The sequence below is a fragment of the Streptomyces sp. NPDC027189 genome (assembly GCF_055566975.1).
In genome coordinates, this window is the sequence record NZ_JBVHRI010000017.1 from 100,995 (window position 1) to 126,315 (window position 25,321).

Here is a 25,321-nt window from a genome sequence, read left to right on the forward strand (position 1 = left end):
ATACTGGCTACACGATGACGAAACCCTCCGCGCCCCGGCGCCACCTGCCCACCAGCCCCTTCGCCGCCCCGGTCATCCCCGTGGCCAAGGAGTTCAGCCTCGGAGACCGCGTCTCCCACGACCAATACGGCCTGGGCACGATCGTCGGCGTCGAAGAGGGCATCGCGATGCTCGTCGACTTCGGCGCCCGCCAGGTCCGCGTCCTCAGCCCTTACACCCGGATGGACCGACTCTGACCCAGTCCCCGAACGGCCCACACCGCTAGCCACCCCCCGGCCCGCGACACAGGCTGGACGCATGACTGCCCCGGCGCGTGATGACCTTCCCTTCGACGATCTCGCGGACCTCGAGAACGCCGATCGGGGGTTCATCGCGGCGTTGGTGCCTGGTGTGGTCAGGGACGGGGAGGGACAGGTCGTCTATGACGGGGACGCGTACGCGTTCTTGGGTGACGACTGTCCGGACAGCGCGCATCCCAGTCTGTGGCGGCAGGCGCGGTTGTGTGCGCGGCAGGGGTTGTACGAGGTCACCGAGGGTGTGTATCAGGTTCGGGGGCTCGATCTCTCGAACATGACCGTCGTCGAGGGCAAGCGGGGCGTGATTGTCGTCGACCCGTTGATCTCCGCCGAGTGTGCCTCGGCCGCCCTCTCGCTGTACCGGGAGCACCGGGGGCAGCGGCCCGTGACCGGGCTGATCTACACGCACTCGCACGTCGATCATTTCGGCGGTGCGCGCGGGGTGCTGCCGCACGGGAGCGAGGGCGGGGTGCCGGTGCTCGCGCCCGACGGATTCCTGGAGCACGCGGTCAGCGAGAACGTCTACGCCGGGAACGCGATGCTGCGGCGCGCCGACTTCATGCACGGGACCCGGCTGCCCAAGGGGCCGCGCGGTCAGATCGGTACCGGGCTCGGCACCGTCATCTCCACCGGCAGCACCGGGCTCGTCGCGCCGACCGTGGACATCACCCGTACCGGGCAGGAGGAGACCGTCGACGGGGTGCGGTTCGTCTTCCAGCTGACGCCCGGCACCGAGGCGCCCGCCGAGATGAACTTCCTGCTGCGCGAGCAGCGCGCCCTGTGCGTGGCCGAGAACGCCAGCCACACCCTGCACAACCTGCTCACCCTGCGCGGCGCCCTCGTCCGCGACGCCCGTGTCTGGGCCCGGTACCTCGACGAGACGATGGACATCTTCGGCGATGCGTACGACGTCGCCTTCGGGTCGCATCACTGGCCGACCTGGGGCCGGGAGAACGTCGTCCGATTCCTGGGCGAGCAGCGGGACTTGTACGCCTACCTGCACGACCAGACCCTCCGCCTGATCAACAACGGCCTCACCGGCCCCGAGATCGCCGAGGAGCTGCGCCTGCCGCCCGCCCTGGAGAACTCCTGGCACGCGCGGGGGTACTACGGGTCGTTGAGTCATAACGTCAAGGCCGTCTACCAGCGGTACCTGGGCTGGTACGACGGCAATCCCGCCCACCTCTGGGAGCATCCGCCCGTCGAACTCGCCCGGCGGTACGTGGAGGTGGGCGGCGGTGCGGAGCAGGTGCTCGACAAGGCCCGCGCGTACGCCGACGGCGGCGACCTTCGCTTCGCCGCGACCCTGCTCAATCACCTGGTCTTCGCCGATCCGGACAACACGGCGGCCAAGGAAGCCCTCGCCGCCGTCTACGACCGGCTCGGGCACGGCTCCGAGAACGGGACCTGGCGCAACTTCTACCTCACCGCCGCCCTGGAGCTGCGCGAGGGCACGGCCGCCGTCGAGATCGACACCGCAGGCTCCGAGACGACGTCCGCGCTGACCGTGAGCATGCTCCTCGACTCGGTCGCTGTCCGCATCGACGGCCCGCGCGCCTGGAACGAGCACCTGACCCTCGACTTCATCGTCATCGACGAGCAGCGCCGCCACCGCGTCAACCTCCACAACGGGGCGCTCACCCATCGCAGCATGCCCGTCCACCACACACCCAAGCCGCACGCGGGTCTGACGCTGATCCTCACCCGGCCCGAGCTGCTCGGGCTGCTCTCGGGCCAGGGCCTCGCCGGCATCGAGACGGACGGCGACCCGGAGCTCCTGGCCCGCCTGCTCTCGTACGTCACCGAGCCTGACAAGGCCTTCCCGATCGTCACGCCGTAACCCCTCCCTGCCAACGCCTCTCGTACGGGTCCTCCGGCTGCTTCACCCGCTTCACCGACGTGGCGACCAGTACCGGCGGCCACGCATCCTCCGAGCCGAGCCCGCCCTTGGGGTGCCAGGTGCCGGTGACGGTGACGCAGGTGTCGTTCACGGGGCGTCGGCGCCCTTGACCTCGATCTTGTAGGTGCTCGCGTCGGCCGCGCAGCACGTGATGAGGAGCCGGGCCAGGTACCAGGTCCCGTTGTCGCCCCGGGTGACGAAGCCGGTCATCCGGACGGTACGGCCCTTCAGCGACTTGCCGCTGTCGTAGATCGCCCGGGACGTGAACTGGCCGAGGCTCAGATGCACCGGCCCGCGGGTGGGTGGGTGCTTGTCGCGCAGTTCCGCGCGCCCCTTCAGGGGCGGAGGGGGCGAAGGACGCCTGGCCCGAGCCGCATCAGGCCCCCGGAGTCGAGCTCTTGCTGTAACGGCCCGGCGGCATGCCCACCGTCGCGGTGAAATCGCGGACCAGGTGGGACTGGTCGCTGTAGCCGAGTTCGACGGCGAGGGCCGCCCAGTCGATGGACTCCTGCCGGGTGGCGAGGTCCGCGACCTCGTGGATACGGGACCGGTTGATGACCCATTTGGGGCTGAGCCCGACATGGTCGGCGAAGAGCCGCTGCAGCGTGCGCGTGTTCATGCCGAGCCGCTCGGCGAGATCACCGACGCGGGTGAGCGACTTGTCGGCGACGATGAGCTCGACCATGGCGTTCAGGGCGGCGGTCCTGGACAGCGGCCGGGCGTCGAGGGTGCGGAGGAAGTCCTCCACGACGGCCGCGCATCCGTTCACGTCGTCCGCCTCGCCCAGCACACGGGCGACACCGTCCGCCTCGGCACCGAACACGTCCGACGCCACCAGCCGCTGCCCGGCGATGTCCGCCATCGCGCCCCGCAGAAACGGCCGGAAGCCGGCCGGCCGGAACTTGACGCCGAGGACCTGGCCACGGCCCTCCAGGCGACGTACGAATTCATGCGGCGAGATCGCCTCGACGGTCGCGGCGCCCGCCTCGAACACCAGGTGCGTGGCGGGGTGCGGGATCACGCGCTGCTCGTACGTGTCCCCGGCGCGCAGGTCCCAGCGGACCACCCAGTAACGGTCCACGGCCCAGGCCAGGTCGGCCGAGGGCTCGTGCCGGGTCAGCGTGAAGCGCTCGAACCCGGCTCGGGGGGCGACGATGCCCCGGGTGTCCTGTTCGGCCGGCCGAGTCACGCAACCAAGATAGCGAGGGCACCGAGACAGCGAGGTCGAAGTGTCGGGTTTCTTCAAGACCACCGCCAGCGCCCGTTCCTACACTTCAGCCATGAAGAGAGTCGATTCCCCCGTCGATCCACCCGTGGAGAGAGTCCGTCTTCTCGCGGGCGTCCTGGCCAAGACCGGCGACCTCGTCCAGGGCGTCGGCACGGACCAGTTGAGCCTCCCGACGCCCTGCCACGACTACGACGTCGAGACCCTGGTCGACCACCTCGTCGGCTGGCTCCTGCTGTTCGAGTCCGGCTGCCACGGGCGGTCGTACGACGGTGATCCCGGCCGGCACAAGCGCGGCGCCGACGCCGCCGCCGAGTTCCGCGCCGCGGCGGCCGGTCTCGTCGCCGGCTGGAAGCGGTACGGCTTCGACCGCGAGGTCGCCGTGACTGGCAGTCGCAAGCTGCCCGCCGAGACGGTGTTCGACATGACGCTCATGGAGTACGTGACCCACGGCTGGGACCTGGCGGTCGCCACCGGCCGGCCGGTCCCCTTCACCGAGGAGGAGGTGACCGAGACCCTGGCCCGGGCGAAGGCCACCCTTCCCCCGCAGTACCGGGGCGAGAACATGCCGTTCGGCGAGATCGTCCCCGTCGACGAGAACACCCCCGCCATGGACCGCCTCGTGGCCTTCCTCGGCCGCGAGCCGGAGTTCAGCCCTTCGAGCCGTTGAGGTAGTGGCTCTCTTCGAGGCCCGCGATGAGCCCGGGCCGCACGGGGTGCCGGCCCAGCCACTTCCGGGTCAGGGTGCTCGACGCCGGGCCGTCGAGCCCCGCAAGTGCGCCCACGCCCGCCTCACGGGTCCCGGCGCCGACAGCCCGGCGCCGGACAGACCCTAGAGCGGCGGCTGCGCCGGAGCCGGGCCGAGGGTCGTGGTGCCGGGTACGGTGCGGTGTCCGAGTCCGGTGCGGTAGGCGTCGAGCGCCGCCTCGACCCGGCCGGTGCGCCGCAGCAGATCCCCGAGCAGCCGGCACAGGTCGGCCAGGTCCCCGGCCGCCCCGGCCCGCTCCAGCAGGCTCATGGCGCGCACGTAGTGCTCCTCGGCCGCCTCCGTGTCCCGGGCGTCCTCCGCGATGATCCCGAGGAGGCGGTGCGCCCCGGCCGAGTGCACGGCCCCGCGCTCGGGGCTGAGGTCCCCGAGAACCGCGTGCAGCAACGAGGCGGCTTCGTCGGACTTCCCGCGCCGGTGCAGCACATCCGCCAGCTCCACGGCGACCTGGCTGGTGTAGAGGGCGGCGCGCTTGGCGGAGAGCATGGCCTGCGCCTCGCGCAATTCGTCCTCGGCACGCTCCAGTTCACCGTTCTGGGCGTACAAGTACCCCCGCATCCAGTGACAGTTGGCGAGTTCCGTACGGATCTGGAGCTGGCGGTAGAGTTCGGCGGCCTTGGCGAGGGACACGTCGGCCTCGGCGATCCGCCCCTCGGCGATCATCGTCCGGGCCACCGAGCGGTGCATCCGGGCCACCAGCGCGGGGTCGCCGACCTGTGGCGCGAGGGCCAGCGCGAACTCGGCCGCCTGGGCGGCCCGGGCGTGCGCACCCATGTCCATGTAGGGCGCGATGACCCCGGTGTAGAGCAGCAGCAGCGCGTCCGGGTCGTGCAGTCCCGTCCGGTTGAGCTCGTCGAGCGTGGACTCGAACAGGTAGCAGGCGTAACGGAGTTCACCGGCGAGATAGTGGGAGACGGCGCGTCCGCGCACGGCGGGCACGCGTTGCGGCAGCGGCGCGTCCCCCATCCTGCGCTCGGACTCCTCGAAGCGCTCACGTGCCGTGGCCAGGTCGCCGGTCTCCAGGGCGCATTCACCGAGCCCCAGCAGCGCGGCGGCCTGCTCGGCGAGCAGCCCGTGCGCGTCCGCCTCCGCGAGCAGCACGGCGTACTGCTCCGCCGCGACCTCGGCCTCCCCGGTGGCGAGCGTGCGCTGCGCGTCGGTCAGCCGCAGCCGCAGGTCGGTGGCGAGGTGGGCGGGCCGCCCGGTGGCGAGCTCGTCGTACGCGACCCCGAGCCGCTCGGCGATGTGCCGCAGGGCGGGTTCGGAGGCCCGCACCCGCCCCGCCTCCAGCGTGGAGATGTACGCGGGCGTATACGCGGGCTCCGCCAACTGCTTCTGCGTCAGCCCACGTTCCGTACGCAGCTGTTGCACCCTGCGCCCGATGACCTCCGGGCCGTCACGCTCCGCCATGGATTAAGCATGCCATTAAGTCGACTTACATTCAGTCGACTCCTGACTAATGTCCAACTCCCCTAGTGCCTCTTGCCCTTTGATGCCGGAAGCCCCTACGTTAAGCGACAGGTTAAGCATGCTTAATACGCCGCTGTTGTTGCGAGGTCGCTGTGCTCCGACGTATTCACGCGCGCTACTTCAGAGGGTTCAGTGCGGCCGTGATCGCCGTGGCCGCACTGGTCACGGCGGCGAACGCGGGCCCGGCGAGGGCGGCGGAGCAGCACCCCGCCCCGCAGACCCAGTACGTCGGCGGATCCGCGGCCACTCACTGATCATCTCCCGGCCGGCGGCCGTCAGCAGAATCCCCCCTCCGCCGGCGGCCGCTTCCGGCTCTCCCCCGCATACCCTGACCCCGTGACCTCTCCCGCCGCCCGCACCGCGCTGGACCTCACCGCAGACCTCCCGGTCCCCGCCCTGGAGGACTTCTACCGGGATCTGCACCGGCATCCCGAGCTGTCGCTGCGGGAACACCGCACGGCGGCCGCGTTCGCGGAGCGGCTGCGGAAGGCCGGGTACGACACCGTCGACGGCGTGGGCGGTACGGGAGTCGTGGGGGTCCTGCGGAACGGGGACGGGCCGACTGTGCTCCTGCGCGCCGACATGGACGCGCTGCCCGTCACCGAGGAGACCGGACTGTCCTACGCCTCCGAGACCGCCGGAGTCATGCACGCCTGCGGTCACGACCTGCACGTCACCTGGCTGACCGGCGCCGCCGACGCGCTCGCGGCGGGGCGCGACACCTGGTCCGGCTCGCTGGTCGTGGTCGGGCAGCCAGCCGAGGAGACGGGGGAAGGCGCGGCACGGATGCTCGCGGACGGGCTGTACGAGCGCTTCCCACGCCCCGACGTGCTGCTCGCCCAGCACGCGACGCCCGGCCCGGCGGGACTCTACGCCCATTCGCCCGGACTGATCATGTCCGCCTCCACCGACATCGACATCGTCGTGCACGGGCGGGGCGGGCACGGTTCGCGGCCCGAGGCGACCGTCGACCCCGTGGTGACGGCCGCCTACCTCGTGACCCGGCTGCAGACGGTCGTCAGCCGGGAGGTCGCGGCGCGCGAGTCGGCGGTACTGACCGTGGGCAGGATCGAGGCGGGCACCCGGCACAACATCATTCCGTCCGAGGCCCATCTCGCCCTCAACCTCCGTACGCAGTCGGAGGAGGTGCGGCAGCGGATGATCGCGGCGATTCGGCGCATCGCGGCCGGCGAGTGTCTGGCGGCCGGTTGCCCGCGCGAGCCCGACATCACCGTCGGCAGCAGCTTCCCGATGACCGTCAACGACCCCGACACCGACCGCCGGGTCGCCGCCGTGCACGGCGAGGTCTTCGGCGCCGGGACGATTATGGACCCCGGTCCGGCGATGGGCAGCGAGGACTTCCCCCGGCTCGCGGAGGGTGGACTGCCGTACTCCTACTGGTTCGTGACGAGCACGCCGGCCGACGTGTGGAACGCGGCTCCCGGTGGCGGCGGGATCATGGAGAAACTCGCGGCCGTGCCCAGCAACCACAGCCCGCACTTCGCCCCTGACCTGTCGACGGTCGCGCCGGGTGTGCGGACCCTGGTGTCGGGAGCGCTCGCCTCGCTGTCGCTGGGGTGACCCTCAGGCCTGCGTCTGGAGCTCCAGCCGGCGCAGCTGCTGCTGGACGTGGTCCAGCGCGCCCTGCCTGCGCCCGGGCACGCGCAGCCTCAAGTCGGCCAGCATCGGCCCCAGTTCACGGGCCCGCGGCGCGTCGTCGATATGGCCCCACTGGTGGTGGGCCCGGTCCACGGCCGACTCCACGGCCGGGGAGTCGGGGGCCTGCCCCGCGTTCAGGCGAGCGCCCGCGATCGCCAGCCAGGTACGGCAACTGCGCTCGGCGTCCCCCGCGAACATCGCCAGGTCCGCCCGGACCTCCATCCAGTGCAGCACGGTCTCGGAGGCGGGACCGTCCATCCGCAGCGCCTCCTGCTCCCGCTGCCCTGCCAGCGCGTCGGCCTCACCGTGCCGGCCGGCCTGGACGGCGGCGGAGATGGTCTCGTGCGGGTCCGCGGGGGCCGCGGACGGCTGCGCCGGGGGTGGCGGCGATACCACCACCGGGGGTGCCACCACCAGCGGGGCGGCCACCGGCGGGGCCGCCCCCAGGGGGGCCCGCGGCGCCAGCACCATGTCCGTGCGCGCCCCCTCGCCCAACACCCGCGTCAACGCCTGCTGGTGCAGTTGCGGCAGCGGCGGACGGTAACCGCTGCGGAGAATCGTGGCGACGGCTCGCATGTACGTCGGTGACGCCACCGTGCGGCGCGGCGGAGGCGGCGCGACCCGGCCGTAGAGCGCGGCGAACGGGCCTGCGGTGAGCGGGCGGGCGACGAGGTGGTCCCAGGTCTCCGCGTCGGCGTGCAGGTCGGCGAAGAGCGTGGTCGTGCCCGGTGGGCGCAGGCGGAGCTCCTCGGTGATCCAGTGCCAGGGGAAGGCGGTGTAGCGGACCGTCGCCGGAGTGGTGCGGGCGAGGGCCAGGTGCGGCAGGTGCTGGCGGCGGTCCAGTTGGAGCTGGCCGGTGACGAACACCGTCAGCGGGCCGGGGGCCGTCGCCGCCGCGCGCAGCCGGGTGAGGACCGCCTGCGGCTCCAGCGGGTCGGCCAGTTCCACGACGTTCGCGGTGTCGGTGCCCGACAGCACCGCGGGCGACACCGCCGCCAGCACGGGGAGCACGGACGCCGCGTCCACCAGACACCCCTTGCCCACCGGCGAGGCCGCGAGGAGCAGCACGGTTCCGGGCATAGGTTCCCTCCCCCATCGATCACGTACGGCAGCACGGTAACCGCTGCGCCTGCAAAGGGGGGACGGCAGGAGTGCAAACGTCCGCCGGGGCAGGAGTGCGAACGCCCGCAGGGGCAGGAGTGCGAACGCCCGCCGACGACCCGCTCGCCGGGCGCTACAGGCGTCGTACGGCGAAAATCGTCGTGTCGTCCGCCAAGTGGCCCCCGCTGTGCCGCAGCGTGCCGTCGCGGACGAGGCTCACGAGCAGGTGCGGGTCGGCGGTGCGCGGGGCCTTCGCCAGGGCCTCGGCGACGGCGTCGCGGAGCGGGAAGAAGACGCCGCCCGCGTCACGGGCCTCCGTCACGCCGTCGGTGACCAGCAGCAAGGTCTCGTGGGACGCCAGCGCGACACGGAGCACGGGCGGCGGGTCGAACGCCAACTCGCTGAGCCCGAGCGGCAGTCCGCCGCCGGGCGGCAGCGACCGTACGCCGTCGGAAGCGACCACGAGCGGCGGTTCGTGGCCGAAGTTGACGAACTCGATGGTGTCCGGGGCCTCCGGGGCGGCTGCCGGAAAGCCGATCAGGACTCCGGTGGCGAACCGGTCGCCGTCGTCCCGGCCGAGCGCGGTGGAGTAGCCGACGTGCCGCAGCATCCGGGTCTCCAGGCGGTCGGCGACCGTGTGGAGGAGGGGTTCGTGGTATGCCGCCTCGCGGAACGTGCCGAGCAGCGCGGCCGCCGCCTCCACCGCGCCGAGCCCCTTGCCCTGGACGTCGCCGAGCAGGACGCGCGTGCCGTGCGGGCCCGGCTGGATGTCGTAGAAGTCGCCGCCGACCCGGGCCTCGCTGTCGGCGGCGAGGTACACGGCCGCGTGGTCCAGGTCGCCCCAGCCCGGCGCCAGCGGGCGCAGCACGGCGCGCCGGGTGGTCTCGGCGATGTCCCGCATGTGCAGCATGCGCCGCTCGCCGCGGATCCGGACCGCGCAGGCGAGGATCGCGAGGATGCCGCCGAGGGCGACGAGGATGAAGTCGGGCAGGCCCGTCTGATACTGGTGCGGCCAGGACGTGTCCACGGTGATGTAGGCGACCAGCGAGAGCACCGCGAACGCCGCCGTGCCCCACACCCCGCAGATCGCCGCCGCGATACCGGGCACCAGCACGATCCAGGAGATGATCCGGAACTCGCCGGAGGTCTTCCAGTCGAGCACCGCGATGGCGAGGAGCAGCAGCAGCGGTGGCAGCCACGCGACGCTGCGGCCGTGCACCAGCAGCAGTTTCTGCTGTTGGACGGCGTCCGCCCGCCGCGCGCGCAGCAGTTGGTCGAGTACGGATCTGCGCCCGCCCACCTCGCCGTACCACCTTCGTTCTCGTCCTCGCCGGCCCGCGACGCGAGTCGCCGCGACCGGCATCAGTACGCGACCGACATCCGGGCGCGCGGGTGGGCGTGCTCCTCCAGCTCGTCGACGAAGGCGATCGCGTAGTCCTCGGCGCTGATCCGGCTGTTGCCGTGGTCGTCGGTGAGCATCAGGTCGCCGCCGACACGGAACGTGCCCGTACGTTCACCGGGGCTGATCTCGGCGGCGGGCGAGACGTAGGTCCAGTCGAGGTCCTCGTCGTCGAGGGTGCGGTAGAACGCGAGGACGTCGCGGTGGGCGAGGGCCTCCGGCAGATAGGCGTCGGGGAAGCCGGGCTGGTCAACCACTGCCTGGCCGGGCGCGATCTCCAGGCTGCCCGCTCCGCCGACGACCATGAGCCGCCGCACTCCGGCCTGCCGTACGCCCTCGACCAGCGCCTTGTTGAGGGCCATGAAGGGCTCGCGCGGGTCCGAAAGGTCTCTCGGCGGCACGCACGCGGAGGCCACCGCGTCCGCGCCCGACGCGACCCCGGCCACCTTCGCCGGGTCCGAGGCGTCCGCCGCCGTCGCCGTGACCCCGGGGATCGGGGACTGCCCGGACCGGCTCACCGCGATGACCTGGTGTCCGCGCGCCGACGCCTCCGTGGCGATTCGGGTCCCGACCATGCCGGTGGCGCCGAAGAGAACGAGCTTCATGAGATTCAGCGAAACACGGGGCCAAAGCCGCCGCATCCCGACTTGCCAGGCGCCCTGGCGAGGTGTGCCCTGGAAGGCGGGGGGCGAGGAGAGAGGAGTGCTCCCATGGCTCATGCGGCACCGGCGTCACCCGTCCCGAAGACACCACGCATACCAACACCCAGCACACCCGATGTCTTCGACGAGCGCACCCACGCCATCGCCCACTGGGCGATACCCATCGGCGGCGGGCTCGTCTACGGCTTCTGGGCCGCGGCCATCAACCGCAGCGGCGGCCCGATCACGGGCTGGAACGTCCTGTTCGGCTTCGTGTCCGCCATCGGGTTCGCGGCTCTCTACATCGGCGTACGCATGGTGGCGCCGTTGTTGAAGCGCGAACTGCACGCAGTGCTGTGGACCGCGTTCGCGGGCATCACGTTCGGCTTCCTGTACAGCCAGACCGGCGCGAGCGTCCTGCGGTCCATGTTCATGGCACTGGGCGTCGCGGCGGGCGTTTTCGTGGTGGCCTTCTACCGCTACTACACGCACGAGGACGCGGAGGGGCACCCCGATCCGCACTAGCGCGCGGGCTGATCCGCACCAGCGCGCGGGCGCTTTTTTCGGCAAACGGCGCTCCGCACCGGCGCGCGGGCGCTGTCGGCAAACGGCGCACGAGGCCCTGGCAAGCTGCCGGGGCCTCGTGCGTCTCCCTCACTCACCTACTGCCACCTGGGACCCAGTCCCAGGAGCCCGAGGAGGAGCCGTTCAGGTCCCGGCCGAACGAGCCGGAGACGCTGAAGCTCCAGGTTCCCGAGCCGGAGGAACTCCAGCCGGGTCGTCACAGGGGTCGCCGTACCCGGACGAGTTGTGCCCGTTGGAGTTGTCGCTCCGGCCGGAGTGGTGCGCCTATCGCCTCCTTCTCCCCAGATCCAGGAAACACCCGTTCGGGTGAGTGCTCCACCGGAGAGCCTCCCGGCCCGTGATTACTGGGGTGTCGGGCCACACGACGGTCGAACCGCGGCCGAGGCCCGGGTGAGTGACCCGCAGGCCCCGTTCGGCTTGCCCTATGCGCCCATTTGCAGGCGAACCGCTCGCGCGAGGCGGCCTGGACGCCTTGCCTGGTGGAGTGTCCCAAGGTCTCCGGAGCGCTCTGTCAGCCGCGCTGATCGTGCTCGCCTGCCTGCTCGCGCCGCTCGGCGCGCTGTCGACCTGGGCGATGTACGGGCTCGGCGACCCCGTGCGGTTCGAGGCCATGATGGCGCCGCTCGCCGCTGACGCCGACGTACGCGACGCGATCGCGGCCGGCGTGACGGACGGGATCCTGCGCGAAGTCCACGTACGGCCCCGGCTGCAGGGGCCGGTGAACCACTTCGTGCGGGACGCGGTGCGCTCGTTCACCGAGACCGAGGCGTACCGCACGGCGTGGCAGGCCGCGAACATGGCCGCGCACGACGCCGTGATGCGGGCGCTGCGCGAGGACCGCGCGGAGGCGGTGACCGTCGACCTCGCGCCGGTCACCGAGCAGGTGAAGCATCAACTCGCCGATGATCACATGCCGTTGGCGGACCGGATCCCCGTCGAACACACCGAGATCACCGTGCTGGAAGCCGAGGATCTGGCCCAGCTCCGGAAGGGGTTCCACATGCTCGAAGTCGCCGGTTTCTGGCTGCCGGTCGCGGCGGTGGTCTTCGCCCTCGGGGGCATCCTCCTGGCGGTGTGCCGCCGCCGGGCGGTGTTCGCGACCGGGCTCGGCACCGCGTTGGGCGCCGCGCTGCTCGGCGCCGGGATCGCCCTGGGGCGCCGGCTCACCCTCGCCGATCTGCCGCCCGACCTGTCGCGCACGGCCGCGGGCGCGGTGTACGACGCGCTCACGGACACCCTGCGGCTCGTCTCCTGGGGGCTGCTGGCACTGGGCCTCGCCGTGGCCCTGGGCGCCTTGCTCACGGGCGCGTACGCGCGACACCGGCGAGCGTCCGCAGAGCACCGGCAAGCTCCCGCGGAGCAGTCGACGCGAGTCCGAGCCTGACGGAGGTCCGGGCACGGGCGTCCTGCAAGCTCTCGTAGCCGTGGGCATGCGTGCCGCCAGGGGCGGGACCCGTCCCCAGGAGAGCGGCACCCTGCGAGCGCCGGTGAGCACCCCCAACGGCGAAGGCCGAACCTGGGGTGATCGCTATCCCCCGGTCCGCAGCCGCCGCCGTGAAGGTGTCCGCCCGCCAGGGATACGGCAGCTCCCACCAGGCGTAATACCCCCGCGGGTCGGAGCGCACCGTGTACTCGCCCAGGTGCTCGGTGACCAACTGCTGCCGCAGCGCCGCATCCGCCCGCTTGGCGCGGACCAGGTGGTCCACCGTGCCGTCGGCGATCCAGCGCACCGCCGCCTCCAGCGCGAACCGGCTCGCGGTCCACGCGCCCGAGCGCAGGGCCGCCGCCACCTGCTCCGCCCGCCCCTCCGGGGCGACGAGGAAACCCACCGTCAGACCCGGTGCGACGCGCTTGGAGAGGCCGTCGACGACGTACGTGCGCTCGGGGGCGTACGCGCCGAGCGGGTCGAGGGGCCCCTCGTGAAGGAAGGACCAGATGCGGTCCTCGACGACGGGGAGGTCCAAGTCCGTTATCACGTCGGCCAGTTGGCGCCTGCGCCGCTCACCCGTCGTCACCGACGTCGGATTGTGCAGGGTCGGCTGGACGTACACGGCGGAGAGCGGTGTCGAGCGGTGGGCGGACGCGACCGCCTCCGGGCGGAGCCCCTCCGCGTCCATGGGCAGCGGGACGAGGGTGATGCCCAGGCGCGTCGCGATCTCCTTGACCAGGGGATACGTCAGGTACTCGGTGCCGACGCGGCCGCCGGGCCGGACGAGCGAGGCGAGCGTGGCCGCGATCGCCTGACGGGCGTTGCCCGCGAAGGCCAGCCGGGACGGGGCGGGGCGCCAGCCCGGGGTGGCGAGCAGAGCGGCGGCAGCCTCGCGGGCGGCGGCCGTGCCGGTGGCGGGAGCGGTACGCAGGGACTCCGCGAGAACGTCGGGGCGCAGCAGCGGGGCGAGGGCGGGGGCGAGAAGCTCCGACTGGCCCGGTGCGGAGGGATAGTTGAGCTCCAGGTTGATCGGAGATGTGGTCGCCGGTTCGGCGAGTGCGTGGCCCGCGGCGGGCGGCGCGGCCCGGACGAACGTGCCCCGCCCGACCTCGCCGACGACCAGTCCGCGCCGTACCAGCTCGGCGTACACCCGCCCGGCCGTCGATCCGGCGATCCCGCGCCGCCGCGCGAACACCCGCTGCGGGGGCAGCCGTTCACCGGGCTTGAGCCGTCCGGCGGCGATGTCGTCGGCGATCCGGTCGGCGATCCGCCGGTAGTCCTCCACCATGTGGGCCCCCTGTTCCGCGCCCCGGAACAGGATTGCACCGAGGGCAATGATCTTATTGCACCGAGGAGTTGGACGAGCCTAGGGTCGTGGCCATGGCACCCTTCCTCGCGTACGAGGACCAGGGGGGCGCCGACTCGACGGCGCTGCCCCTCGTCCTGATCCACGGCCACCCCTTCGACCACACCATGTGGGCTCCGCAGATCGCCGCGTTCTCGGCGGGGCGCCGCGTGATCGCCCCGGACCTGCGCGGTTACGGCACGTCCCCCGTGGTCCCCGGGGTCACTCCGCTCTCCACCTTCGCCGAGGACATCGCGGCGCTGCTGGACGAGCTGGGGGTGGCGGAGTTCGTCGTGGCCGGGCTCTCCATGGGCGGCCAGATCGCCATGGAGTGCTACCGGCAGTTCCCGCAACGGATCCGCGGACTGGTCCTCGCCGACACCTTCCCGGCCGCCGAGACGCCCGAGGGCAAGAAGACACGGAACGACGTGGCGGACCGTCTCCTGCGCGAGGGAATGCGCGGGTACGCCGACGAGGTGCTGCACAAGATGGTCGCGCCGTACGCGGACGCGCGGGTCACGGCCCACGTGCACCGCATGATGACCTCGACGCCCGCCGAGGGAGCGGCGGCCGCCCTGCGGGGCCGGGCCGAACGCCCCGACTACCGCGAACTGCTGACCCAAGTCACCGTCCCGTCCCTGGTCGTCGTGGGCGCCGACGACGAGTACACCCCGGTCTCCGACGCGCAGGCGATGCACACGGCACTCCCCGACTCCACGCTCCACGTGATCGATTCGGCGGCCCACATGCCGAACCTGGAGCGGGCGGAGGAGTTCAACGAGGTGCTGGCGGCCTTCCTGGCGCGGCTCGAAAGCTGAGCCCCCCACGGCTCGAAATCCGACCCCTCGGCGGCTCGAACCGACCCCGTCGCAGCTTCGAAACCGACCCGCCGCGGCCGGGAGCCGACCCGGGCCGCCTCCCATGGGCAACCCTCCACCGCACCGCCCCGTCTTTGAGGGAGGATTCGGGCACCCCCACGGACGAGCGGAAGGCCGGGACTTGGACACTGCGGCGGCCGAGTGGACGGGCTCGGAGAGACCGGTCGGGGGGCGGCGGGCCGGGCGGGTGGTCGGCGCCTGGGCGGCGGGGTTGCTGCTGGCCGGGGTGAGCGTGGTCGTCGGGTGCCGGGCGGCCGACAGCGACGGGATCACGCCCGTGCCGCAGTTGCTGGCGTTTCTGCCCTGGCTGCTGGCACCCACCGGGCTCGCACTGCTGCTCGCGCTGCTCGCGCGATGGCGGCTCGGGATGGTGTGGGCGGTGCTGTTGCTGGGGGTCGTCGCGTGGTTCATCGAGCCGTACGGGAAGACCAGTGAACCCGCTGGGGCTTCGCTGGCCGAGCTGCGGGTGATGACCTCGAACGTCGAGTTCGGGCGGGGGACCGGCGCGCTGATTCCGGTGGTGCGGCGGGAGAAGCCCGACATCCTGTTCGTGGAGGAGTGCGAGTACGGGTGTTCGCGGGCGTTGCGGGACGCCTTCGGGGGGAGGGGCGGCGTGTATCCGTACCGGGAGGCGGTCGAGGGGACCGGATCCGACGGGTCCGTCATCATGAGCCGGTTCCCGCTCACCGGGGCCGACGGCGTGCGCGGGACCATGGGCATGCCGGGAGCCGTCGCCGACGTGCGCGGGCACGACGTACGGCTGCAGCTCGCGCACCCCATGCCCCCGCTCCCCGGCCAGCTCGGCGTCTGGCGGCGCGAACTCGGCGAGCTGCGTGACTACGCGGCCCACGGCAGCGGTCCGGTCATCATGGCCGGGGACTTCAACGCCTCCCAGGATCACGCCGCGTTCCGCAGCATCCTCGACACCGGCCTGCGCGACAGCGCCCGTCTCGCCGGAGACCCCCGCACCCCGAGCTGGCCCGCGAGGACCACCCCGACGCTCGGCGCGCAGATCGACCATGTCCTGGTCTCCGAGGACTTCTCGGCGAACGAAGCGACGTTCCCGCGCATCACCGGTACCGACCACCGCGCGCTGGTCGTCGATCTCACCCTCCACCAGCGCCGATGAGCCAGGGGGCGGCGCCCGGCACGGCCGTCATACTTGGTCCATGTCCCGAGAGTTCCCCATCGGCCTCACCCCTCCCGACTGGCTGGTCAGGAACCTCCAACCGCAGCAGGCGTCCGTCAATTGGGCCGCCGTCGTCCGCGCCGCGATCGCCCTGGCCCTCCCGTTCGCCATCGGCCTCGCCGCCGGCGAGCCGGGCTACGGGGCGCTCGCCTCCATGGGCGCCCTGTCCGGGGTCATCGGCGACACCGCGGACGCCTACCGCCTGCGGATCCTCCATATCGCCGTACCGCAGCTCTTCGGCGCGATCGGCGTCACGATCGGCTCGCTCGTGTTCGGGCACGGCTGGGTCGCCGTCGCCGCCGTCACCGGGGTCGCGCTGGTCTCCGGAATGATCTCGACGATCGGCGCCGTGGCGTCCGTGTCCGGACTGCTGCTGCTCCTGAACTGCTCGATCGGCGCCGGACTTCCGCTGCCGGGCCAGTGGTGGCTGGCACCGCTGCTGATGTCCGGCGGCGGGCTCCTCGTCCTCGCCCTGGCGCTGCTCGCCTGGCCGTTGCGGTCGGGAGTGCCGGAGCGGGCCGCCGTCGCGAGCACGTACCGCACGGTCGCGGACCTGCTCGCCGCGAGCGGGACCGACGCCTACGACGACCTCCGCTACACCGTCACCCAGTCCCTCAACCAGTCCTACGACGTCGTCCTCGCCCGGCGCGCCTTCCACCACGGCCGCAGCCCCGACCTCGTCCGGCTACTGGCGCAGTTGAACGCCGTCACGCCCGTCGTCGAGGCCGCCCCCGCCGCCCACCAGCACGGCAAGCCGCTGCCCGCCGAGATCCCCGCCGCCGTACGCCATCTCGCCGAGGCCGTGGAGACCGGCTACACCGGACCGATAGGGCTCCGACTGCCCGCACCGGCCAACGAGACCGCGCGCGCCGTCGACCACGCCCTGCGCTACGCCGCCGACGTCGTGACCGGCCAGGCGCCGGACCTGCACTCCATCGACGACCGCCTCGGCCGGCCCGCCGCCCTCCGCATCCGCGCCGCGCGCGCCGCCCGCAATGTCCTGCTGTCCGGCGCCTCCTGGCGCTACGGACTGCGCCTCGCCCTGTGCATCGGCCTCGCCCAGGTGCTGGTCTCGATCATCCCGGTACCGCGCTCGTACTGGGTCACTCTCACCATCACCTTCGTGATGAAGCCCGACTTCGGATCGGTCTTCTCCCGGGCGCTGCTGCGCGCGCTGGGCACGGTGGCCGGGCTCGTCGTCGCGGCCGCGGTCCTCTCCGTCGTACCGCGCGGCTGGTGGGACGTGCCCGTCCTGCTCGTCCTCGGGCCGCTCATCCCGGCGTTCACCCCGCGCGGCTACGGCTACCAGACCGCCGCCATCACCCCGGTGATCCTCCTCCTCTCCGACGCCCTCAACCACCAGGGCACGGCCCTCCTCGTCCCTCGCCTGGTCGACTCCCTGATGGGGTGCGCGATCGCGCTCGTCGTCGGGTACCTGCTGTGGCCGGAGAGCTGGCACACCCGGGTCGGCGACCAGCTCGCGGACGCGGTCGGGGACATGGCCGGCTATGTGGAGCTGGCGTTCGGGGCCGATGTCGATCCCGCCGCCCGCGCCCGCAGACGACGACGGCTCTACCGCGACCTCTCGTCCATCCGTACGGAGTTCCAGCGCGCCCTGACCGAACCGCCGCCGATCGGGCGCCGCGCCGCCGCCTGGTGGCCACTCGTCGTCGCCGTCGAACGGATGGTGGACGCCACGACCGCGGCCCGGGTCCGCGTCAAACAGGGCGCGCCCGAGCCGTCCGCTGCCGAGATCGCCCACGTCGTCCTCCAGCTGCGGGAGTTGTCCGAGGGGTTGCGCGAGACCGACGTGCTCGTCGCCGTCCGTACGGATCTCACCGGGCCCTCGGGCTCCGTCCTCGAACCGCTCCGCCAGGAGGTCGCGGCGGCGCGGGCGATCGCCTCACCGCACTGACGGGACGTTCGTCCCACACCGCTCCGAGAGCACGTCGTGGTCCCGCGGCACGGTGAAGCCGTGGGTCGAGGGAGCGAAGAAGGTACGGGGATGGGGGCGCCCTTCGAGTCGAAGTGCGCCCCCATCCCCGTATGCACGTGTACCGCTACCGCTAGACCCCTACGTCGCAGCCGTCCGCGCGCCACACCGCGACCACGGCCGGGCGGACGATCTTCCCGGGGCCGTCGGGCCAGACGCTCGCCGGCTTCTCGACGGACGCGCCGTCGATCTCGCCGGGGTGCTGCACGGCGACGAGCACGCGCCGCTCCTGGACGAGCGGGCCGCAGGTCTCCGCGCCGGTCGGCACGGTCAGGAACTGCTTCAGCTCACCGCGCCGCTCACCCTTGGTCGCGACACCGAACAGGCCGTCGTGCGAGCCGAGTTGGTTGCCGTCGGTGGAGATCCACAGGTTGCCGTATGAGTCGAAGGCGACGTTGTCGGGGCAGGAGATCGGGCTGACCTTGTCCTTCGGGAAGCCCGCGAAGTAAGTGGCCGGGTCGGCCGGGTCGCCCGCGACGAGGAACAGCGACCAGGCGAAGGTGGTGCTCTCGGCGCGGTTGCGGCGCTCGGTGAGCTCCAGGATGTGACCGTGCTTGTTGGAGTTGCGGGGGTTGGCCTCGTCGGCGGCCGCGAACCCGGTCTTGCCGCGGTTGGTGTTGTTGGTGAGGACGACGTACACCTTGCCGGTGTGCGGCGAGGGCTGGATGTCCTCGGGCCGGTCCATCTTGGTCGCGCCGACCTTGTCACCGGCGAGCCGCGTGAAGACGAAGACCTCCTCGGCCGTCATCCCGTCGACGTGCGAGACGGCGCCGTGGGCGGTCGCGGTGGCCAGCGGGATCCACTCCCCGCTCCCGTCGAACTCGCCGTCGGCCGGCAGCTTCCCGCTGCCGTCGATGTCGGTGGCCGGGGAGTCGCCGGTGAGCTTGGCGACGTACAGCGTGCCCTCGTCGAGCAGGGAGAGGTTGTGCTCGCGGACGGCCCTGCCCGCCCCCTTCTTCATCCGCTTGCTGCCGACGAACTTGTAGAAGTAGTCGAAGCGCTCGTCGTCACCGGTGTAGACGACGGGCCTGCCGTCCTCCGTCAGACGCACCGTCGCCGCCTCGTGCTTGAAGCGGCCGAGGGCGGTGTGCTTGCGGGGCGTGGACGTCGGGTCGTACGGGTCGAACTCGACGACGTACCCGAAGCGGTGCACCTCGTTCGGCTCCTGGGCGACGTCGAACCGCTTGTCGAAACGCTCCCACTTGCGCTCGGTGGCACCCGTGCCGATGCCGTACCGCTTGTCCGTGGCACGGCTGCTGTTGGCGAAGTACTGGTTGAAGTTCTCCTCACCGTGGAGGGTGGTCCCCCAGGGGGTCGTGCCGCCGGAGCAGTTGTTCAGCGTGCCGAGGACCTTGCGGCCGGTCGGGTCGGCGGAGGTCTTCAGCAGATCCGATCCGGCGGCCGGTCCGGTGAGCCGGAACTCGGTGGTGGCGGTGACGCGGCGGTTGAGTGGGTGGCGGGGGACGGCGGTGAGCTTGCCGGTGCCGTGGTCGTTCTGGACGACGACGGCGGACAGGCCGTGCGCGGCCCAGGCGACCTCGACCTGCTCGCGGGTGGGGTTCTCGGCGTCGTAGCCCCGGAACATCAGGATCTCGTCGGTGTACTCGTGATTGGCGACGAGGACCTGACGGCCCTGCTCGCCCGGCAGCGGGAGGAGAGCGAGGAAGTCGTTGTTGTAACCGAACTGGGCCGCCTGGGCCGCGGCGGTCTGGTTCTCCGGGTCGAAGTCGGGGGCGCCGCGGAGGATGGGCTCGCCCCACCGGATGACGACGTTCTGGCGGTAGCCGTCGGGTATGACGACGGCGTCGGTCGTGTTGGGAGCGACGGGCGTGAAGCGCAGCCCACGCGCCCCCTTTTCACCCTTATACGCCGTCTCGGTCGCGGCTCGGGCCTGCGGGGCGCCCGTGCCGACGACCGCCGCACCCGTCGCCGTGGCCACCGTCACGACGGCTGCGGCCCGCATCATCGAACGACGGCTGAGCGCACCGGCGATGACGTCACCGACGTAGGCGTTGTCGCTGGTGTTGGGCACCTCGTGGAAGCAGGCGTCACCACAGCGGAACCGACAGGTTATGGCGGAGCGCCCGCCGGGATGCGTTCCTGATGTCCCCGGCGTTCCGATCAACGGCAGCAGTTTGCGCACTTTACTCTCCCCATACGAACCCTTGGTGTCAGCGTGACGCTAGGGGGGCGCGCATGCAGGAACGCTGCACTCCGATGAACGAAGAGTGAACCTGTGGGAGCCGAGGGGGTATTGACACGGCGGCATCACGGCCCCCCGCCCCTGCCCAAGATCACCGGCGGCGGCCGCTAACCTTACGTGTCCGTCCTGGCCAGGGATTGACGGGCATCAACTCACGCGAAGGGTTGCGCACATGGGCATTCTCACTCTCCTGCGGAACGCGTTCGGCCGCTCACGCAAGGGTCGTGACGCCGACGCGGAGACCTCGCGAGAGGCTTCGGCTCCGACGGTTCCGGCCCCGGCCGCCGAACCGGTTCCCGCCTCCGAGGAGGCCGAGCGGGTTCCCGTACAGGAGTCCGCCGCCGAGCCGAAGATTCCGTCTCCTTCATCCGAGCCGGAGCCGACGCCGGAGGCCAAGCCGTCCGTGGTGGACGAGCTGGTGTCGGCGGCATTCGACAACGTAACGGTCCCGAAGCCGACGCCGGCGCCTCCGGCGGAGACGTTGGAGGAGACACCGGAGGCGACGGAGCCCGCGGTGGCGGAGGTGACGCCGGAGGCTGAGGCCGAGGTGGAGCCGGAGGCTAAGCCGGAGCCCGTGGCCAAGGCCGCGGCCGTGGTCGAGGCTGAGCCAGCCACCGAGGCTGAGCCCGTGGCCGAGGCCGAGCCCGTGGTCGAGGCCGAGCCCGTGGCCGAGGCCGAGCCCGTGGCCGTGGCCGAGGCTGAGCCCGTGGCCGTGGCCGAGGCTGAGCCCGTGGCCGTGGCCGAGGCTGAGCCCGTGGCCGTGGCCGAGGCTGAGCCCAAAATCGAGGCCGAGGTCGAGGCCGAGCCCGAGGCTGAGCCCGCGGCCGAGGCCGAGCCAGCCGCCGAGGCCGAGCCCGCGGCCGAGGTAAAGGCTGCAGAGCCGGAGCCGGAGCCTGTCATCGCCGAGGAGCCCGCTCCACTCGCCGCACAGGCGGACGAGCCCGCGGCCGCCGACGGCGATCAGGCTCCACAAGGGCCACCCGCAGCCGACGACGAGAGCAGCACGAGTGGTGCGGGCGGGAACGACACGGCCGAAGGCGAAGCCGAGGCCGAGCCCGAACCGACGGCCGAGGAGACCACGGAGCCGGAACCGGAACCGGTAGCCGCCGAAGGGCCCACGGCCGACGGCGAGGCCGAGGCGCCCCGCAGCCCCGCCACCCCCCTCACCCACGTCAAGGCCCACGCCCCGAGCCTGGTCACCGCGTACAGGGAAGCGGGAACCGCGCTGAAGAAGCGGGACCTCACCGGCACCCGAGCCCACCTCTACCTCGTCCTCGACCGCTCCGCGAGCATGCGCCCGTACTACAAGGACGGCTCCGCCCAGGCCCTCGGCGAACAGGCCCTCGCCCTCGCCGCGCACCTCGACCCGGAGTCCACCGTCCACGTCGTCTTCTTCTCCACGGAGCTGGACGGCACCGGCGAGCTCACCCTCACCGAGTACGAGAACAAGATCGACGACCTGCACGCAGGGCTCGGCCGCATGGGCCGTACCAGCTACCACGCCGCCGTACAGGAAGTGCTCACCCACCACGAGAAGCACCGCCCGGACTCGGAGCGGGCCCTCGTGATCTTCCAGACGGACGGCGCCCCCGACGCCAAGACCCCCGCCACCCAGTCCCTCACGGACGCGGCGAAGGACCACCCCACCGTCTTCTTCTCCTTCATCGCCTTCGGCGAGCACGACAACAAGGCCTTCGACTACCTCCGCAAGCTGAAGACCGACAACACGGCCTTCTTCCACGCGGGCCCGACCCCGCGCGAGCTGACGGACGCGGAGATCTACGACGGCGTACTGGAGAACTGGCGCCCGTAGCCGCCCCGCCCACGACGAACCGGGCCGCCCCCTTCCCACCTCTTAAAACGGGAAGCGGGCGGCCCGCCCATGTCGGCTACGATTTCAAGGTTCGTAAGACGACCGACGACACGACCTGAACCGACGATCGTCACCCCACGTAGCGACTTGGGAGCAGCCCGCGATGGCTCGACACCTCATCACCAGCGCCCTTCCGTACATCAACGGGATCAAGCACCTGGGCAACATGGTGGGGTCCATGCTCCCGGCGGACGTGTACTCCCGGTACCTCCGCCAGCGCGGTCACGACGTTCTCTACATCTGCGCGACGGACGAGCACGGCACCCCGGCCGAGCTGGCGGCCAAGGAGCAGGGCCTGCCGGTCGACGAGTTCTGCGCGCAGGCGCACGACGCGCAGAAGGCCGTGTACGACGGCTTCGAGCTGGCCTTCGACTACTTCGGCCGCAGCTCCAGCCCGGAGAACCGCGAGATCACCCAGCACTTCGCACGCCGCCTGAACGAGAACGGCTTCATCGAGGAGCGCTCGATCCGCCAGGTGTACTCGCCCGCGGACGGCCGCTTCCTCCCGGACCGCTATGTGGAGGGCACCTGCCCGCACTGCGGCTACGACAAGGCCCGCGGCGACCAGTGCGAGAACTGCACCCGAGTCCTCGACCCCACGGACCTGATCAACCCGCGCTCGGCGATCTCCGGCTCGACGGACCTGGAGGTCCGCGAGACGAAGCACCTCTTCCTCCTCCAGTCGAAGCTTCAGAGCGAGGTCTCGGAGTGGGTGGCGCGCCACGAGCACGAGTGGCCGCAGCTCGCCTCCTCCATCGCCCGCAAGTGGCTGACCGAGGGCCTGCACGACCGTGCGATCACCCGTGACCTGGACTGGGGCGTCCCGGTCCCGGCCGACACATGGCCGGAGCTGGCCGCCGAGGGCAAGGTCTTCTACGTCTGGTTCGATGCCCCGATCGAGTACATCGGCGCGACGAAGGAGTGGGCCGACCAGGACCCGGAGAACCGCGACTGGAAGTCGTGGTGGTACGAGGCGGACGACACGGTCCGCTACACGGAGTTCATGGCGAAGGACAACGTGCCCTTCCACACCGTCATGTTCCCGGCCACGGAACTCGGCGTACGTGAGCCCTGGAAGAAGGTCGACTACGTCAAGGCCTTCAACTGGCTGACGTACTACGGCGGAAAGTTCTCCACGTCCCAGAAGCGCGGCGTCTTCACCGACCACGCGCTGGACATCCTCCCCGCCGACTACTGGCGCTACTTCCTGATCGCCAACGCCCCCGAGTCGGACGACTCGTCCTTCACCTGGGAGCACTTCACGGCCACGGTCAACAAGGACCTGGCCGACACCCTCGGCAACTTCGTCAACCGCGTCCTGTCCTTCTCCAAGAAGCGCTTCGGCGAGGAGGTCCCGGCGGGCGCGGACGCGGGCGAGCCGGAGGCGAAGCTCGGCGAGGAGATCGCGACCCTCCTGGCCGAGTACGAGACCCAGATGGAAGCCCTCCAGTTCCGCAAGGCGGCGGCAGCCCTGCGCGCCCTGTGGTCGGCGGGCAACTCCTACCTGGAGGAGAAGGCCCCCTGGCTGGAGATCAAGACCAGCCCCGAGGGCGCGGCCCTGACCCTGCGCACGGCGATGAACCTGATCCACCTCTACGCGGTGGTCTCGGAACCCTTCATCCCCGCGTCCTCCCGCGCGATGCGCTCGGCCTTCGCCCTCACGGACGACACGGCCACCTGGGTCACGACCGACGAGGCCAGGTCCCTGAACTCGGTCCCGGCCGGCACCTCCTTCACGGTCCCCCCGGTCCTCTTCGCCAAGATCACGGACGAGGACCTGGAGGCGTACAAGGAGCGCTTCGGCGGCGCACCGGAGTAGCGCCAGCCACGCGACCGAGGGCCCGGGAACGAACAGTTCCCGGGCCCTCGGCGTCAGAACCTCGGAACAGCCCTGTCCGGACGGGCCTACTGCACGTCGACGTAGTCGCCGGTCGCGTTGACGGCGGGGGTGGTGGAAGTGCCGGCGAAGGACCAGCGCCAGTAGCCGTCCTCGGACGCGGTGGCCGTGGTGCTCAGGACGCCGGTGCTCGAGGTGTTCACTGTCTTGACCGTCGTATAGGTGGTGGAGCCCGCCTTGCGGAACTGAAGCTTGACCGGCTGGTTGGCGTAGCCCCGGTAGTCGAGGGTGTCCCAGTCGGCGCGGGTGAGACTGCCGCTGACGGTGAGGGTTTTGCCCTTGACGACCGGCTCCGGGCTCGCGTTGACGGTGAGCTTGGATGTGCGCTTGAGGCGGGTGGTCGCGGCGGCCCACCGCTCGGCCCGGCTGTCGTCGTTGGCCCACACCTGGACACCGGTCTTCCAGGTCCCGGCGTCGGCGCTGGTGAGCCACGAGTCCGGTTCGAAGGTAAAGGTCTTCGAGCACGTGGACGTGGTGGCACTGGAGGCGACGCAGTCCGCGGGGGTGGTGTCCTCGTTCGGCAGCACGTAGGCGGTGGCGCTGTCGTGGGGGTCGGCACCGGCCGGCCCCCGCCACAGGTAGAAGTCCGCGTCCCAGATGCCCGACGGGTCGGTGGCGGTCACGGAAACCGTGACGGTCCTGTCGGCCGTGCCGACCACGATGTCCTTGCCGCCGTTGACCAGGACCTGGTTGATCTGGATGTCACCGACGGTCTCGTCCGCCAGCGCGGCCGGAGCGGCGAAGCCGCCCAACGCGGTGGCGGTGGCGAGCACGGCGAAGATCGCGCGCCTGCGCATCTTTCTCCCTCATGTAGCGAAGAGGCACCCGCCGGGAACCGGACACGGCGGGCGGAGGAGGCCCCACTCTAAGCACGCCGCGCCCCCGCCGATTCGGCAGCCCCACCGCCGGTTCCCCCTACGCGCGGTCCACGCGCGGTGGCGGCAACAGCGGAACTATCTGGAACCACCTGCTCCTCTGTGCACACCACCTCCCAGGCTGTATACATTGCGAAGATCATGTGAAGCCATTGGCTTACTGGGACACGAGTGGACATGTGAGTCCACTGAGTGGGGGGGTTCATCCATGGCACTGTTCGGCAACGCGAGCACCATCGACCCGGCCTCGGCACAGCAGGACTTCGCGCGCCTGCTGGGTCAGAACGAGCAGGTCCACGCCGCGTACCTGCTGATACGCGACTCCATCCTGTTCACCGACCGCCGCCTCATCCTCGTCGACAAGCAGGGCATCACGGGCAAGAAGGTGGAGTACCACTCCATCCCGTACCGCAGCATCACCCACTTCGCGGTGGAGACCGCCGGCACCTTCGACCTCGACGCCGAGCTCAAGATCTGGATCTCCGGCACCGCGGCCCCCGTCGAGAAGACCTTCACCAAGGGCGTCGACATCTACGAAGTCCAGGCGGTCCTCACGCAGTTCGTGGCGAAGTAGCGCCGCGCGCCGCGACCCGGCGC

The 25,321-nt window shown here is 71.5% G+C and carries 23 protein-coding genes; 12 read left to right on the plus strand and 11 right to left on the minus strand.

Annotated features, from left to right (window positions below):
- Positions 1-14: 14 nt before the first annotated feature.
- Positions 15-236, plus strand: coding sequence for a hypothetical protein (locus ACZ4RZ_RS33250; protein WP_467750290.1), 222 nt, complete (start codon positions 15-17; stop codon positions 234-236).
- 61 nt (positions 237-297) lie between these two features.
- The gene (locus ACZ4RZ_RS33255; RefSeq protein ID WP_467750291.1) at positions 298-2,136 is read left to right on the plus strand and encodes an alkyl/aryl-sulfatase; all 1,839 of its coding nucleotides are present in this window, start codon (positions 298-300) and stop codon (positions 2,134-2,136) included.
- On the opposite strand, the gene ACZ4RZ_RS33260 is transcribed toward ACZ4RZ_RS33255, so the two are convergent.
- The 3 genes from ACZ4RZ_RS33260 to ACZ4RZ_RS33270 form a co-directional block, all read right to left on the minus strand.
- Positions 2,126-2,287, minus strand: a complete 162-nt coding sequence (locus ACZ4RZ_RS33260) for a hypothetical protein (RefSeq protein ID WP_467750292.1) — start codon at positions 2,285-2,287, stop codon at positions 2,126-2,128. The two genes, ACZ4RZ_RS33255 and ACZ4RZ_RS33260, sit on opposite strands and share 11 nt — an antisense overlap.
- The gene (locus tag ACZ4RZ_RS33265) at positions 2,284-2,484 is read right to left on the minus strand and encodes a TIGR03943 family putative permease subunit (RefSeq protein WP_467750293.1); all 201 of its coding nucleotides are present in this window, start codon (positions 2,482-2,484) and stop codon (positions 2,284-2,286) included. The genes ACZ4RZ_RS33260 and ACZ4RZ_RS33265 overlap by 4 nt, the downstream gene beginning before the upstream one ends.
- Before the next feature lie 88 nt (positions 2,485-2,572).
- A complete protein-coding gene (locus ACZ4RZ_RS33270; RefSeq protein WP_467750294.1) occupies positions 2,573-3,385 on the minus strand; it encodes a DUF6597 domain-containing transcriptional factor in 813 nt (270 codons plus the stop codon).
- 91 nt (positions 3,386-3,476) lie between these two features.
- Here ACZ4RZ_RS33270 and ACZ4RZ_RS33275 point away from each other — a divergent pair, with 91 nt between their 5' ends.
- The gene (locus tag ACZ4RZ_RS33275; RefSeq protein WP_467750295.1) at positions 3,477-4,091 is read left to right on the plus strand and encodes a TIGR03086 family metal-binding protein; all 615 of its coding nucleotides are present in this window, start codon (positions 3,477-3,479) and stop codon (positions 4,089-4,091) included.
- On the opposite strand, the gene ACZ4RZ_RS33280 is transcribed toward ACZ4RZ_RS33275, so the two are convergent.
- Entirely contained in the window at positions 4,072-4,206 is a 135-nt protein-coding gene (locus ACZ4RZ_RS33280) for a hypothetical protein (RefSeq protein WP_467750296.1), read from the minus strand. The genes ACZ4RZ_RS33275 and ACZ4RZ_RS33280 overlap by 20 nt on opposite strands.
- 47 nt (positions 4,207-4,253) lie before the next feature.
- A complete protein-coding gene (locus ACZ4RZ_RS33285; protein ID WP_467750298.1) occupies positions 4,254-5,597 on the minus strand; it encodes a helix-turn-helix domain-containing protein in 1,344 nt (447 codons plus the stop codon).
- Between the two features lie 396 nt (positions 5,598-5,993).
- On the opposite strand from ACZ4RZ_RS33285, the gene ACZ4RZ_RS33290 reads away from it, so the two are divergent.
- A complete protein-coding gene (locus ACZ4RZ_RS33290) occupies positions 5,994-7,238 on the plus strand; it encodes an amidohydrolase (RefSeq protein WP_467750300.1) in 1,245 nt (414 codons plus the stop codon).
- 3 nt (positions 7,239-7,241) lie between these two features.
- Here ACZ4RZ_RS33290 and ACZ4RZ_RS33295 read toward each other — a convergent pair whose 3' ends face one another.
- From ACZ4RZ_RS33295 to ACZ4RZ_RS33305, 3 genes are all read right to left on the minus strand, one after another.
- Entirely contained in the window at positions 7,242-8,396 is a 1,155-nt protein-coding gene (locus ACZ4RZ_RS33295) for a hypothetical protein (protein WP_467750302.1), read from the minus strand.
- Between the two features lie 154 nt (positions 8,397-8,550).
- Positions 8,551-9,717: a PP2C family protein-serine/threonine phosphatase gene (locus ACZ4RZ_RS33300; protein WP_467750304.1), complete on the minus strand. Its 1,167-nt coding sequence runs from the start codon at positions 9,715-9,717 to the stop codon at positions 8,551-8,553.
- Between the two features lie 62 nt (positions 9,718-9,779).
- Complete coding sequence (locus ACZ4RZ_RS33305) at positions 9,780-10,421, minus strand: NAD(P)-dependent oxidoreductase (protein ID WP_467750306.1); 642 nt, start codon at positions 10,419-10,421, stop codon at positions 9,780-9,782.
- Positions 10,422-10,526: 105 nt separating this feature from the next.
- On the opposite strand from ACZ4RZ_RS33305, the gene ACZ4RZ_RS33310 reads away from it, so the two are divergent.
- Together ACZ4RZ_RS33310 and ACZ4RZ_RS33315 are read left to right on the plus strand one after the other, a co-directional pair.
- Positions 10,527-10,982, plus strand: a complete 456-nt coding sequence (locus ACZ4RZ_RS33310; protein ID WP_467750307.1) for a hypothetical protein — start codon at positions 10,527-10,529, stop codon at positions 10,980-10,982.
- Positions 10,983-11,526: 544 nt separating this feature from the next.
- The gene (locus ACZ4RZ_RS33315) at positions 11,527-12,426 is read left to right on the plus strand and encodes a hypothetical protein (protein WP_467750308.1); all 900 of its coding nucleotides are present in this window, start codon (positions 11,527-11,529) and stop codon (positions 12,424-12,426) included.
- Here ACZ4RZ_RS33315 and ACZ4RZ_RS33320 read toward each other — a convergent pair.
- Complete coding sequence (locus ACZ4RZ_RS33320; RefSeq protein WP_467750459.1) at positions 12,341-13,756, minus strand: aminotransferase-like domain-containing protein; 1,416 nt, start codon at positions 13,754-13,756, stop codon at positions 12,341-12,343. The two genes, ACZ4RZ_RS33315 and ACZ4RZ_RS33320, sit on opposite strands and share 86 nt — an antisense overlap.
- A 95-nt stretch (positions 13,757-13,851) precedes the next feature.
- Between ACZ4RZ_RS33320 and ACZ4RZ_RS33325 the strand changes: the two genes are divergently transcribed.
- The 3 genes from ACZ4RZ_RS33325 (at position 13,852) to ACZ4RZ_RS33335 (ending at position 17,798) form a co-directional block, all read left to right on the plus strand.
- The gene (locus ACZ4RZ_RS33325; RefSeq protein WP_467750310.1) at positions 13,852-14,634 is read left to right on the plus strand and encodes an alpha/beta fold hydrolase; all 783 of its coding nucleotides are present in this window, start codon (positions 13,852-13,854) and stop codon (positions 14,632-14,634) included.
- Between the two features lie 181 nt (positions 14,635-14,815).
- Positions 14,816-15,823: an endonuclease/exonuclease/phosphatase family protein gene (locus ACZ4RZ_RS33330; RefSeq protein ID WP_467750312.1), complete on the plus strand. Its 1,008-nt coding sequence runs from the start codon at positions 14,816-14,818 to the stop codon at positions 15,821-15,823.
- Positions 15,824-15,863: 40 nt separating this feature from the next.
- The gene (locus tag ACZ4RZ_RS33335) at positions 15,864-17,798 is read left to right on the plus strand and encodes an FUSC family protein (RefSeq protein WP_467750314.1); all 1,935 of its coding nucleotides are present in this window, start codon (positions 15,864-15,866) and stop codon (positions 17,796-17,798) included.
- A gap of 151 nt (positions 17,799-17,949) precedes the next feature.
- On the opposite strand, the gene ACZ4RZ_RS33340 is transcribed toward ACZ4RZ_RS33335, so the two are convergent.
- Positions 17,950-20,019 (minus strand): PhoX family protein, encoded by a 2,070-nt coding sequence (locus ACZ4RZ_RS33340; RefSeq protein WP_467750316.1) that lies wholly within the window; start codon positions 20,017-20,019, stop codon positions 17,950-17,952.
- Between the two features lie 232 nt (positions 20,020-20,251).
- On the opposite strand from ACZ4RZ_RS33340, the gene ACZ4RZ_RS33345 reads away from it, so the two are divergent.
- Positions 20,252-21,892, plus strand: a complete 1,641-nt coding sequence (locus tag ACZ4RZ_RS33345; protein ID WP_467750317.1) for a VWA domain-containing protein — start codon at positions 20,252-20,254, stop codon at positions 21,890-21,892.
- Positions 21,893-22,055: 163 nt separating this feature from the next.
- Positions 22,056-23,771 carry a methionine--tRNA ligase gene (metG, locus tag ACZ4RZ_RS33350; RefSeq protein WP_467750319.1) on the plus strand — a complete coding sequence of 572 codons (1,716 nt, stop codon included), beginning with the start codon at positions 22,056-22,058 and terminating at the stop codon, positions 23,769-23,771.
- Between the two features lie 86 nt (positions 23,772-23,857).
- Here the strand turns inward: metG and ACZ4RZ_RS33355 are convergent, their stop codons facing one another.
- Positions 23,858-24,646, minus strand: a complete 789-nt coding sequence (locus tag ACZ4RZ_RS33355; protein WP_467750321.1) for a DUF5707 domain-containing protein — start codon at positions 24,644-24,646, stop codon at positions 23,858-23,860.
- 286 nt (positions 24,647-24,932) lie between these two features.
- Between ACZ4RZ_RS33355 and ACZ4RZ_RS33360 the strand changes: the two genes are divergently transcribed.
- Positions 24,933-25,298 (plus strand): PH domain-containing protein, encoded by a 366-nt coding sequence (locus ACZ4RZ_RS33360; RefSeq protein ID WP_467750323.1) that lies wholly within the window; start codon positions 24,933-24,935, stop codon positions 25,296-25,298.
- Positions 25,299-25,321 lie beyond the last annotated feature (23 nt).

Coding starts and splice junctions, on each gene's coding strand:
- ACZ4RZ_RS33255 (WP_467750291.1), top strand. CDS start 298: ATGACTGCCCCGGCGCGTGATGACCTTCCCTTCGACGATCTCGCGGAC.
- ACZ4RZ_RS33285 (WP_467750298.1), bottom strand. CDS start 5,597: ATGGCGGAGCGTGACGGCCCGGAGGTCATCGGGCGCAGGGTGCAACAG.
- ACZ4RZ_RS33310 (WP_467750307.1), top strand. CDS start 10,527: ATGGCTCATGCGGCACCGGCGTCACCCGTCCCGAAGACACCACGCATA.
- ACZ4RZ_RS33305 (WP_467750306.1), bottom strand. CDS start 10,421: ATGAAGCTCGTTCTCTTCGGCGCCACCGGCATGGTCGGGACCCGAATC.
- ACZ4RZ_RS33345 (WP_467750317.1), top strand. CDS start 20,252: ATGGGCATTCTCACTCTCCTGCGGAACGCGTTCGGCCGCTCACGCAAG.
- ACZ4RZ_RS33360 (WP_467750323.1), top strand. CDS start 24,933: ATGGCACTGTTCGGCAACGCGAGCACCATCGACCCGGCCTCGGCACAG.
- ACZ4RZ_RS33335 (WP_467750314.1), top strand. CDS start 15,864: ATGTCCCGAGAGTTCCCCATCGGCCTCACCCCTCCCGACTGGCTGGTC.
- ACZ4RZ_RS33325 (WP_467750310.1), top strand. CDS start 13,852: ATGGCACCCTTCCTCGCGTACGAGGACCAGGGGGGCGCCGACTCGACG.
- ACZ4RZ_RS33295 (WP_467750302.1), bottom strand. CDS start 8,396: ATGCCCGGAACCGTGCTGCTCCTCGCGGCCTCGCCGGTGGGCAAGGGG.
- metG (WP_467750319.1), top strand. CDS start 22,056: ATGGCTCGACACCTCATCACCAGCGCCCTTCCGTACATCAACGGGATC.
- ACZ4RZ_RS33250 (WP_467750290.1), top strand. CDS start 15: ATGACGAAACCCTCCGCGCCCCGGCGCCACCTGCCCACCAGCCCCTTC.
- ACZ4RZ_RS33275 (WP_467750295.1), top strand. CDS start 3,477: ATGAAGAGAGTCGATTCCCCCGTCGATCCACCCGTGGAGAGAGTCCGT.
- ACZ4RZ_RS33355 (WP_467750321.1), bottom strand. CDS start 24,646: ATGCGCAGGCGCGCGATCTTCGCCGTGCTCGCCACCGCCACCGCGTTG.